The 11911-nt window shown below is 62.2% G+C and carries 3 protein-coding genes and 2 rRNA genes; all 5 read right to left on the bottom strand.

All coding sequences use genetic code 11. The features are described from left to right. Positions 1-10: 10 nt before the first annotated feature. Positions 11-3134: ribosomal RNA gene (locus AC1DHD_RS12690) — 23S ribosomal RNA — on the bottom strand. Between the two features lie 563 nt (positions 3135-3697). Next, a 16S ribosomal RNA gene (locus AC1DHD_RS12685) occupies positions 3698-5201 on the bottom strand. Together the 16S and 23S rRNA genes form the textbook arrangement of a ribosomal RNA operon. A gap of 293 nt (positions 5202-5494) precedes the next feature. Beyond that, positions 5495-9196: a 1,4-alpha-glucan branching enzyme gene (locus AC1DHD_RS12680; RefSeq protein WP_476880057.1), complete on the bottom strand. Its 3702-nt coding sequence runs from the start codon at positions 9194-9196 to the stop codon at positions 5495-5497. A gap of 1 nt (position 9197) precedes the next feature. Then, a complete protein-coding gene (gene treS / locus AC1DHD_RS12675) occupies positions 9198-10994 on the bottom strand; it encodes a maltose alpha-D-glucosyltransferase (protein WP_476880058.1) in 1797 nt (598 codons plus the stop codon). After that, positions 10991-11911: alpha-amylase family protein (locus tag AC1DHD_RS12670; protein ID WP_476880056.1), on the bottom strand; the 921-nt coding region annotated here is incomplete at its 5' end. The genes treS and AC1DHD_RS12670, both read right to left, overlap by 4 nt.

Genomic DNA, 11911 nt, shown 5'->3' with positions numbered 1-11911 from the left:
GGGTGGGTGTGTGGTGTAAGTTATCGGCCTATTAGTACCGGTCAGCTTCACGAGTCGTTAGTCCTCGCTTCCACATCCGGCCTATCAACCCAGTGGTCTGGCTGGGGGCCTCTCACACACAAGGTGTATGGAAATCTCATCTCGAAGCGAGCTTCCCGCTTAGATGCTTTCAGCGGTTATCCCATCCGAACGTAGCTAATCAGCGGTGCACTTGGCAGTACAACTGACACACCAGAGGTTCGTCCGTCCCGGTCCTCTCGTACTAAGGACAGCCCTTCTCAAATTTCCTGCGCGCGCAGCGGATAGGGACCGAACTGTCTCACGACGTTCTAAACCCAGCTCGCGTACCGCTTTAATGGGCGAACAGCCCAACCCTTGGGACCTACTCCAGCCCCAGGATGCGACGAGCCGACATCGAGGTGCCAAACCATGCCGTCGATATGGACTCTTGGGCAAGATCAGCCTGTTATCCCCGAGGTACCTTTTATCCGTTGAGCGACGGCCATTCCACAATGTACCGCCGGATCACTAGTCCCGACTTTCGTCCCTGCTCGAGATGTCTCTCTCACAGTCAAGCTCCCTTGTGCACTTACACTCGACACCTGATTGCCAACCAGGCTGAGGGAACCTTTGGGCGCCTCCGTTACTTTTTAGGAGGCAACCGCCCCAGTTAAACTACCCATCAGGCACTGTCCCTGACCCGGATTACGGGCCGAAGTTAGATGTCCAAAGTGACCAGAGTGGTATTTCAACGATGACTCCACCCGAACTGGCGTCCGGGTTTCAACGTCTCCCACCTATCCTACACAAGCCACTCCGAACACCAATACCAAACTATAGTAAAGGTCTCGGGGTCTTTCCGTCCTGCTGCGCGTAACGAGCATCTTTACTCGTACTGCAATTTCGCCGAGTTTATGGTTGAGACAGCGGGGAAGTCGTTACTCCATTCGTGCAGGTCGGAACTTACCCGACAAGGAATTTCGCTACCTTAGGATGGTTATAGTTACCACCGCCGTTTACTGGGGCTTAAATTCTCAGCTTCGCCTTGCGGCTAACCGGTCCTCTTAACCTTCCAGCACCGGGCAGGAGTCAGTCCGTATACATCGTCTTGCGACTTCGCACGGACCTGTGTTTTTAGTAAACAGTCGCTTCCCCCTGGTCTCTGCGGCCCCTGCACGCTCCGGACAGCAAGTGTCCATCACGATAGGGGCCCCCCTTCTCCCGAAGTTACGGGGGCATTTTGCCGAGTTCCTTAACCATAATTCTCTCGATCGCCTTAGTATTCTCTACCTGATCACCTGTGTCGGTTTGGGGTACGGGCGGCTAAAACCTCGCGTCGATGCTTTTCTAGGCAGCATAGGATCACCGAATCCCCCCATACGGGGGTCCCGTCGGGTCTCAGGCATCATGAACGGCGGATTTGCCTACCGTTCGCCCTACATCCTTAGACCGGGACAACCATCGCCCGGCTCGGCTACCTTCCTGCGTCACACCTGTTAATACGCTTGYCTCCCAGGATCAGGTCCCGCGCTCCACCAAAACCCTCACACCACAAGGGTGATCGGGCAGGTYTCGGGCGGTTAGTGTCCCCTGTTCAGCATGGGCGGTTTTTCGCCGGTACGGGAATATCAACCCGTTGTCCATCGACTACGCCTGTCGGCCTCGCCTTAGGTCCCGACTTACCCAGGGCAGATTAGCTTGACCCTGGAACCCTTGATCATTCGGCGGACGGGTTTCTCACCCGTCTTTCGCTACTCATGCCTGCATTCTCACTCGTGTAGGCTCCACCGCTGGTTTACACCGCGACTTCACTGCCCACACGACGCTCCCCTACCCATCCACACTCCTGAACCACAAAGGCTTGGATAAAATGTGAATGCCACAACTTCGGCGGTGTACTTGAGCCCCGCTACATTGTCGGCGCGGAATCACTTGACCAGTGAGCTATTACGCACTCTTTTAAGGATGGCTGCTTCTAAGCCAACCTCCTGGTTGTCTTCGCAACTCCACATCCTTTCCCACTTAGCACACGCTTAGGGGCCTTAGTTGGTGGTCTGGGCTGTTTCCCTCTCGACTATGAAGCTTATCCCCCACAGTCTCACTGCTGCGCTCTCACTTACCGGCATTCGGAGTTTGGCTGACGTCAGTAACCTTGTAGGGCCCATTAGCCATCCAGTAGCTCTACCTCCGGTAAGAAACACGCAACGCTGCACCTAAATGCATTTCGGGGAGAACCAGCTATCACGAAGTTTGATTGGCCTTTCACCCCTACCCACAGCTCATCCCCTCCATTTTCAACTGAAGTGGGTTCGGTCCTCCACGACGTCTTACCGTCGCTTCAACCTGGCCATGGGTAGATCACTTCGCTTCGGGTCTAGATCACGCCACTGCAACGCCCTATTCAGACTCGCTTTCGCTACGGCTTCCCCACACGGGTTAACCTCGCGACGTAACACTAACTCGCAGGCTCATTCTTCAAAAGGCACGCCGTCACAGCTACAAGGCTGCTCCGACGGATTGTAAGCACACGGTTTCAGGTACTGTTTCACTCCCCTCCCGGGGTACTTTTCACCTTTCCCTCACGGTACTGGTCCGCTATCGGTCATTAGGGAGTATTTAGGCTTATCAGGTGGTCCTGACAGATTCGCACGGGATTTCTCGGGCCCCGTGCTACTTGGGATACTCTCCAGGCGGTGCACTACATTTCGGTTACGGGGCTCACACCCTCTCTGGCCGGCCTTTCAAGACCGTTCACCTATGCACACACTCTCACCCCACTGTCCCGGCAGAGACAGAACGGAAAGTCCCACAACCCCGACCATGCAACGCCCGCCGGCTATCACACATGGAACGGTTTAGCCTGATCCGCGTTCGCTCGCCACTACTAACGGAATCACTATTGTTTTCTCTTCCTGCGGGTACTGAGATGTTTCACTTCCCCGCGTTCCCTCCACGCACCCTATGTGTTCAGATGCGGGTCACCAGATCACTCGCGCGYCTGGCGGGGTTTCCCCATTCGGACACCCTGGGATCACAGTCCGGTTATCGACTCCCCCAGGCTTATCGCAGATTCCTACGTCCTTCTTCGGCTCCTAATGCCAAGGCATCCACCGTGTGCTCTTAAAAACTTGACCACAAAAGATCAAGGAGTAATTTTCGAGAGAACCACAGAAACCAACCACGCACCAACAACACCACCCACCAAAAGGAGAGTGACACCATCACGCGCAGCCAGATCCAGGTTCATATTCTTGGAAATTGCTTCTTATAAAAGATGCTCGCGTCCACTATGTAGTTCTCAAACAACAACCCCAGACCACACACCCCACACACCGGACCCCCAAAAGGGACCCRAACAGTGCATGCTCGCTGCAGCCGGGAAACCAGAAACACACGTCCCGGACACCCCAACCACCCCACCACAACAAAGGGAGGGGGACCAGGGAACCGGTCCTGTTGTCTCAGGACCCAACAGTGTGCCAAACACTACCCGGCARTACCAGTCCGGCRAGCGTTCCAGGACCCCCTCCAGGAGAGGATCCGTACTAACTGCCGGCCTGTGCCGCCAGGCACCTATTCGTTGATATTCCACCCGTGAGCACCCGCCGCAGAACAAACGTCTGCGCAACGGGCGTTACTCCTGACACCACCACCACACAGACACGAGCCTGGCAGGGTTGATGTAGGTGCTCCTTAGAAAGGAGGTGATCCAGCCGCACCTTCCGGTACGGCTACCTTGTTACGACTTAGTCCCAATCGCCAGTCCCACCTTCGACAGCTCCCTCCCACAAGGGGTTAGGCCACCGGCTTCGGGTGTTACCAACTTTCGTGACTTGACGGGCGGTGTGTACAAGGCCCGGGAACGTATTCACCGCAGCGTTGCTGATCTGCGATTACTAGCGACTCCGACTTCATGGGGTCGAGTTGCAGACCCCAATCCGAACTGAGACCGGCTTTTTGGGATTAGCTCCACCTCACAGTATCGCAACCCTTTGTACCGGCCATTGTAGCATGCGTGAAGCCCAAGACATAAGGGGCATGATGATTTGACGTCGTCCCCACCTTCCTCCGAGTTGACCCCGGCAGTCTCCCATGAGTCCCCGCCATTACGCGCTGGCAACATGGAACGAGGGTTGCGCTCGTTGCGGGACTTAACCCAACATCTCACGACACGAGCTGACGACAACCATGCACCACCTGTGAACCGGCCCCAAAGGAGAAGGACTGTTTCCAGCCCGGTCCGGTCCATGTCAAGCCTTGGTAAGGTTCTTCGCGTTGCATCGAATTAATCCGCATGCTCCGCCGCTTGTGCGGGCCCCCGTCAATTCCTTTGAGTTTTAGCCTTGCGGCCGTACTCCCCAGGCGGGGCACTTAATGCGTTAGCTACGGCGCGGAAAACGTGGAATGTCCCCCACACCTAGTGCCCAACGTTTACGGCATGGACTACCAGGGTATCTAATCCTGTTCGCTCCCCATGCTTTCGCTCCTCAGCGTCAGTTAATGCCCAGAGACCTGCCTTCGCCATCGGTGTTCCTCCTGATATCTGCGCATTTCACCGCTACACCAGGAATTCCAGTCTCCCCTACATCACTCTAGTCTGCCCGTACCCACCGCAGATCCGGAGTTGAGCCCCGGACTTTCACGGCAGACGCGACAAACCGCCTACGAGCTCTTTACGCCCAATAATTCCGGATAACGCTTGCGCCCTACGTATTACCGCGGCTGCTGGCACGTAGTTAGCCGGCGCTTCTTCTGCAGGTACCGTCACTTTCGCTTCTTCCCTACTGAAAGAGGTTTACAACCCGAAGGCCGTCATCCCTCACGCGGCGTCGCTGCATCAGGCTTGCGCCCATTGTGCAATATTCCCCACTGCTGCCTCCCGTAGGAGTCTGGGCCGTGTCTCAGTCCCAGTGTGGCCGGTCACCCTCTCAGGCCGGCTACCCGTCGTCGCCTTGGTGAGCCATTACCTCACCAACAAGCTGATAGGCCGCGAGTCCATCCAAAACCACAATAAAGCTTTCCACCCCCCACCATGCGATGAGGAGTCATATCCGGTATTAGACCCAGTTTCCCAGGCTTATCCCAGAGTAACGCGGAAACCCGGCTGCACAAAATTTGAAACCAGCTGTAAAAACCATGCCATCCACGGGGTGGACAACACAGCCAAAACAACCAATCAATAAAACAATTGGTATCAACAAACTTGGCACACTATTGAGTTCTCAAACAACAGACACACCCGGCACCACCACAACCCCAATACAGGGCCGCGACTCGCTCCGGAGCAACTTTTCAAACTTACCGGGCCGCTTCACCCTGGTCAAATCAGCGTTCCGACTCAGTCTTGCCATTGGCTTCTTGGTCTTCTTAGCGGATCAACCCCGGGGAGCAGCGCGGAAATAAACTCTACCACCGTTTTCGCGGGCTGACCAATCCGTCCCGGAGGACGCCCGTGCCCGCCGGCGCACACTGCGGCGGCGGGCACGAAACGGGCCTAGCTGAGGGCCTTGAAGTAGGCGGCGCCCAGCGGCGGGAGCGTCACGGTCAGCGTGGCCGGCTGGCCGTCAACGCCGTCGTCGGAAGCTTCAAGGGTGCCCTCGTTCAGGACCCCCGATCCGCCATAGGCGGCGGCGTCCGTGTTCAGGACTTCCTGCCACTGGCCCGTGGCCGGAACGCCGAGGCGGAAGTCCTGGTGCGGTGCGCCGGAGAAGTTCAGGGCGCACACGAGCGCGTTGCCGTCGGCGTCCCGGCGGATGAACGTCAGGACGTTGCGGTCGGCGTCCCCGCCGTTGATCCACTGGAACCCGTCGGGATCGTTGTCCCGTTCGTACAGTGCCGGGGTGGAGCTGTAGAGCTCGTTGAGGTCCTTGGTCAGGAGCTGCACGCCGCGGTGCGCGGGGATATCGGCCAGCCACCAGTCCAGGCCATGCTGCTCGGACCACTCCGCTTCCTGTCCGAATTCGGTGCCCATAAAAATGAGCTGCTTGCCCGGGTGCGCCCACTGGTAGCCCAGGAAGGCACGCAGGTTGGCGAGCTGCTGCCAGCGGTCACCGGGCATCTTGCGCAGCATCGAGCCCTTACCGTGCACSACCTCGTCATGGCTGATCGGCAGCAGGAAGTTTTCCGTGTACGCGTAGACCATGGAGAACGTCACGGTGCCGTGGTGCCACTTCCGGTTGTACGGGTCCTCGGCCATGTACTTGAGCGAGTCGTGCATCCAGCCCATGTTCCATTTGATGCCGAAGCCCAGGCCGCCCTGGCTCGTCGGGGCGGTGACGCCGGGGAACGCGGTAGATTCCTCGGCGATCATCACCGCGCCGGGGTGGGTCTTGTAGACCGTGGCGTTGACCTCCTGCAGGAAAGAGATCGCTTCGAGGTTCTCCCGGCCGCCGAAACGGTTCGGCTGCCACTGGCCCTCCTCGCGGGAGTAGTCCAAGTAGAGCATCGAGGCCACGGCGTCGACGCGGAGCCCGTCGATGTGGAACTCGTCCAGCCAGTAGAGGGCGTTGGCGACCAGGAAGTTGCGGACCTCGCGGCGGCCGAAGTCGAAAATCAGGGTGCCCCAGTCCGGGTGTTCGCCGAGGTTCGGGTCCGAGTGTTCGTACAGGGGATCGCCGTCGAACTTCGCCAGTGCCCACGCGTCCTTGGGGAAGTGCGCCGGCACCCAGTCCAGCAGGACGCCGATGCCGGCCTGGTGCAGTTCGTCCACGAGGTGCCGGAACTCATCCGGGTGGCCAAACCGCGAGGTCGGGGCGAAGTAGGACGTGACCTGGTAGCCCCACGAGCCGCCGAAGGGGTGTTCGGCGACGGGCATGAACTCCACGTGGGTGAAGCCGAGCCACTTCACGTACTCCACGAGTTCCTTGGCCAGCTGCCGGTAATCCAGCCCCACCCGCCACGAGCCGAGGTGGACCTCGTAGACGCTCATCGGGGCCTCGTGCGGGTTGCGGGCGGCCCTGGCCTTCATCCAATCCTCGTCCTTGAAGGCGTAGGACGGCTCGACAACGCGGGAGGCGGTCAGCGGCGGAATCTCGGTACCGAACGCCAGCGGATCGGCCTTCTCCACCCAGTTGCCGTGTTTGGTCTTGATCTCGAACTTGTAGCACGCCCCTGCTACAACGCCGGGGATAAAGAGTTCCCACACCCCTGAGGATCCGAGGGAACGCATGGAGAATTCCCGGCCGTCCCAGCCGTTGAAGTCGCCCTTGACCCGCACCGCCTGGGCATTCGGGGCCCACACTGCGAACGAAACGCCGTCGACGTCACCAAGGACGGACTTGTAGTGCCGGACGTGGGCACCCAGGACGTCCCAGAGGCGCTCGTGCCGGCCTTCGCCGATCAGGTGCAGGTCGATTTCGCCCACCGACGGCAAGTATCGGTACGGCTCGTCGGCCTGCTGGGGCGCCTGGTTTTCGTAACTGACCTCGAGCCGGTAGTCCGGGACGTGCCCTTCGTCCAGCGGATCCAGCACGGCCACCCACACGCCGGCGGATTCGTGGGTCATCGGGTAGCTGCCGGCGGCGGTCACCACGGAGACGGCCTCCGCGAGGTGCTTCACGGTGCGGATGGTGACGTGGCCGTAGTCGTCAAGATGCGCGCCGAGGACCGAGTGCGGCGCGTGGTGTTCCCCGGCGGCGACCCGGGCAAGGGTCTCCGCGTCCACGGGAAGCGGGACGCCGGGTCGATCGGTACGTGCTGAACCAGTCATTGTGTTACCTTCCACTGCGGTTTCGGCGGGAACGCCGGAACCTGTACTGCCAAGGAGACGACGGGATGCGTTCACCGGGATGGCGAGCCAGTCCGGCCGGTTCCGTAGTTCGTAAACAACTTCATAAAGAGCCTTGTCGAGCCACAACGCCACGAACAGGGGTGAGTCGCGGTCGATCGTGCCGGGGGTGACTTCGGCGTAGCCGGCCAGGAAGGCCTCCGCACAGTCGTCCACCCAGCCGGCGGGAACAACGGCGCCGTCGTATTCGCGGACCGCGGCCCCGGCGGCGTAGTCAAAGGAGCGCAGCATGCCGACGACGTCACGGAGCGGCACATCCGGAAAATTGCGTTCGGAGATCGGCCGGAGGGGCTCGCCCTCAAAGTCGAGGATGGCCCAGCGCGCCGGCTGGCCGGCCGAACCGGGGACCTGCAGGATCTGGCCGAGGTGGAGGTCGCCGTGGATCCGCTGCAGCTGGCCGGCGCTGCTGCTTTCGAGCCGGGAAAGCAATTCCTCGAGTTCGCCGTCGAACGGTCCGACGGCGGCACTGGCCTGCGCCCATGACTGGCGGACCCGCTGGGCGACGCCGGGAGCGATGTCCCGGCCGGGCACGGCTTCGGCTCCTGTACCCAGAGCCTGGGCGAGGCGGCGGTGCACCGTGGCCGTGGCGACGCCGAGGGCGCGCGCTTCGGCCGTGAATCCGGTCCCGGTGCGGGCCGCGTCCACAGCGAGGCGCCAGGCGTCCAGGCCGCCGGCGAGGAACTCGTGCGCGACGGCAAGTTCCCCGCGGGCCGTCCGCCCGGGAACGGCGGCGTCGGCGCCGCCGGAGGGGCTGCTCCATTCGCCGGTGACCCAGCCGAGGGTGGCCGGCACTTCGGCGGTCCGGCCGGTGGTCAGGGCTGCCCCGATCTCGACTTCGGGGTTCTGCCCCTCGGACAGGACCCGGAAGAACTTGAGGATGGCAGCGGAGACGCCGTCGTCCACAATGACCGAACTGTTGGACTGCTCGCCGGAGAGGACCCGGACCTTGCCGGTCGCGTGCGGCAGCCGGTATCCGGAGTCAACGAGGTGGCCGCCCGCCGTACCGTCGGCCGCGGCGCCGCGCTGGCGCATCAGCTCCAGCCACGCCGCGATGAAGGCCGGATCGTGGACGCCGTCGTAGATCCATCCGTGGGGCGCGTCCGAGCCGTCCGCCGGGAGCTCGCCGAGCAGTGCGGCCCCGGCGCCGGCCAGCGGCAGGGTACGGAAGGTCAGGGGCACCTGCACGACGTCGGTCCGGTTGCCGTCTGCCGTCGGGTACGTCACCGCCAGCAGCAGCACCTCAAGCACCGGCCGGGTGTCCGGTCCGGGATCGGCCGGGCCGGCGTCGAGGCGTACCCGGCCGGCCGGTTCGAAGCTGAAGTGCGCGCTCTTGACGGGGAACCAGCGCTGGCGGGGAAGCCAGCTGCGGAGCAGGGCGTCCAGCGCGGGGGTAAGGGTGGGCGGGGTCATGTCAGCCTTCGATGGACAGGATGGGCATCGCCTGGGTGTGGGGCGAGGCCGGATTGGACGCGGCCGAACGGATCCGCAGCCAGAAGAAGTCGTGGCTGCCCAGCGTCAGGGTCAGGGTGCCGTCGTCGGCGATTGCGGGGAACGCCTGGCCGCCGAACACGTCCCGCAGGCCGCGCCCGGCGAACTGCGGCACGCGCAGGGTGGTGGCCACGGGGTGCTGGGAGAGGTTGAAGGCACACAGGATGGTCTCCGCGTCCTCGCCCGCGGCGTTGCCCGCGGGCAGGTCGCGCAGGTAGGAMAGGACGACGTCGTGGTCSGCCTCGACGTGCTGGAACGAGCCGAGCCCGAAGGCCGGGTGGTTCTTCCGGACGCTGAGGATCTGCCGGGTCCAGCGCAGCAGCGAACCGGAGTGCGCGGCCTCGGCCTCAACATTGGCCATGCTGTAGTTGTAGACCAGCGACTGGATCACGGGGAGGTACAGCTTGCCCGGGTCCGCGTGGGAGAAACCGGCGTTGCGGTCCGGGTTCCATTGCATCGGGGTGCGGACCGCGTCACGGTCCTCGAGCCAGATGTTGTCGCCCATGCCGATCTCGTCGCCGTAGTACAGGAACGGGCTTCCCGGCAGCGAGAGCAGCAGGGCGTTGATCAGTTCGATTTCCGAGCGCGAGTTGTCCAGCAGGGGCGCCAGCCGGCGGCGGATACCGATGTTGGCCCGCATGCGCGGATCCGGGGCGTACCAGCCCAGCATCGCCGCGCGCTCGTCGGCGGTGACCATTTCCAGGGTCAGTTCGTCATGGTTGCGCAGGAACGTTCCCCACTGGGCGCCTTCGGGGATGTCCGGGGTGTCCTTCATCGTCTCGATGATCGGCGCGGCCTTCTGGTCCCGCAGGGCGTAGTACAGCCGGGGCATGATCGGGAAGTGGAACGCCATGTGGCACTCCGGCTCCTCCTCGGTACCGAAATACTCCACCACCTCGGCCGGCGGCTGGTTGGCTTCGGCGATGATCACGCGGCCCGGGTAGCTCTCGTCGACCATCCGGCGCAGCTGGCGCAGGAATTCGTGCGTGGCGGGGAGGTTTTCGCAGTTGGTGCCCTCCTCTTCGAAGAGGTAGGGGATGGCGTCGGCGCGGAAACCGTCAATGCCCTGGTCCAGCCAGAACCGTACGACGTCGAACAAGGCATCGATGACCTTGGGGTTCTCAAAGTTCAGGTCAGGCTGGTGGCTGAAGAACCGGTGCCAGAAGAACTGGCGGCGGATCGGGTCGAAGGTCCAGTTCGATTCCTCGGTGTCAACGAAGATGATGCGGGCGTCCTGGTACTTCTCGTCCGTGTCGCTCCAGACATAGAAGTCCCCGAACGGCCCGTCGGGGTCCTTGCGCGACTCCTGGAACCAGGGGTGCTGGTCCGAGGTGTGGTTCAGGGGCAGGTCGATGATCACCCGGACGCCGCGGGCGTGGGCCTCCGCGACGAGCCGCTTGAAGTCACTGATGGTGCCGAACTCGTCCAGGACCGAGTTGTAGTCCGAGATGTCGTAGCCGCCGTCGCGCAGCGGGGACTGGAAGAACGGCGGGAGCCACAGGCAGTCGACGCCGAGCCACTGCAGGTAGTCCAGCCGCTCGATCAGGCCGTGGAAGTCGCCTGAGCCGTCGCCGTTGCCGTCCGCGAACCCGCGCACCAGGACCTCGTAGAAGACCGCCTTGCGGTACCAGTGGGGATCGTGCTGGAGGCCTGGCGCGTTCAGTTCGAAAGTCCCCTTCGGGGTGAAGTGCTGGTTGGGTTTGCTCGGGCTGAARCTCAYTGGCGCTRCCTCCGGATGCTCAGGATGTGGGCKGGTTCGACGTGCGCGTCGAGGCGGACGTAGTTGTACTCCCCCCACTCCCAGCTTTCGCCGGTCAGCAGGTCATCGACGATGTAGCCGCCGTTGGCGGTGAGGTTCTCCGGATCGAGCTCCAGGGCGGCCAGATCCAGGGAGACCGTGCTCTCCCGGGTACCGTGCGGGTCCACGTTCACCACGATGATCAGGGTGTCCTTGGTGCCGTCCGGCAGCGTCTTGTGTTTTGAGTACACCACGGTGGCGTCGTCCGTGCTGGCGTGCACGGTCAGGTTTTGCAGGTCCCCGAGGGCCGGGTGGGTGTGCCGGATTTCGTTGAGCCGGGTCAGGTAGGGGGCCAGCGTCCGGCCCGATTCCGCGGCTGCCTCCCAGTCACGGGCCTTGTATTCGAACTTCTCGTTGTCGATGTACTCCTCCGCGCCGGGGCGGGCCACGTGCTCGTAGAGTTCGAAGCCGGCGTAGACGCCCCAGGTAGGGCTGGCCGTGGCGGCGAGCGCGGCGCGGATCTTGAACGCCGCCGGGCCGCCGAACTGGAGGTACTCGGTGAGGATGTCCGGGGTGTTGACGAAGAAGTTCGGCCGGAAGAACGCGGGGGATTCGTGGCTGACCTCCTCGAAGTAGGTCTCCAGCTCCTCCTTGGTGTTGCGCCACGTGAAGTACGTGTAGGACTGCTGGAATCCCGCCCGGCCCAGGGCGTGCATCATCGCAGGCCGGGTGAACGCCTCGGCGAGGAAGACGACGTCGGGGTTCTTCTTGTTGACCTTGGCGATCAGCCATTCCCAGAACCACACAGGCTTGGTGTGCGGGTTGTCCACTCGGAAGATCTTGACGCCGTGGCTRATCCAGAGCTGGACGATCCGCAGGATCTCGTTGGACCGTTGGAC

This window comes from Arthrobacter sp. 05L45_2 (assembly GCF_056397525.1).
The sequence above is the reverse complement of the archived record's forward strand: the minus strand, read 5'-3'. Positions and strand labels throughout refer to the sequence as shown.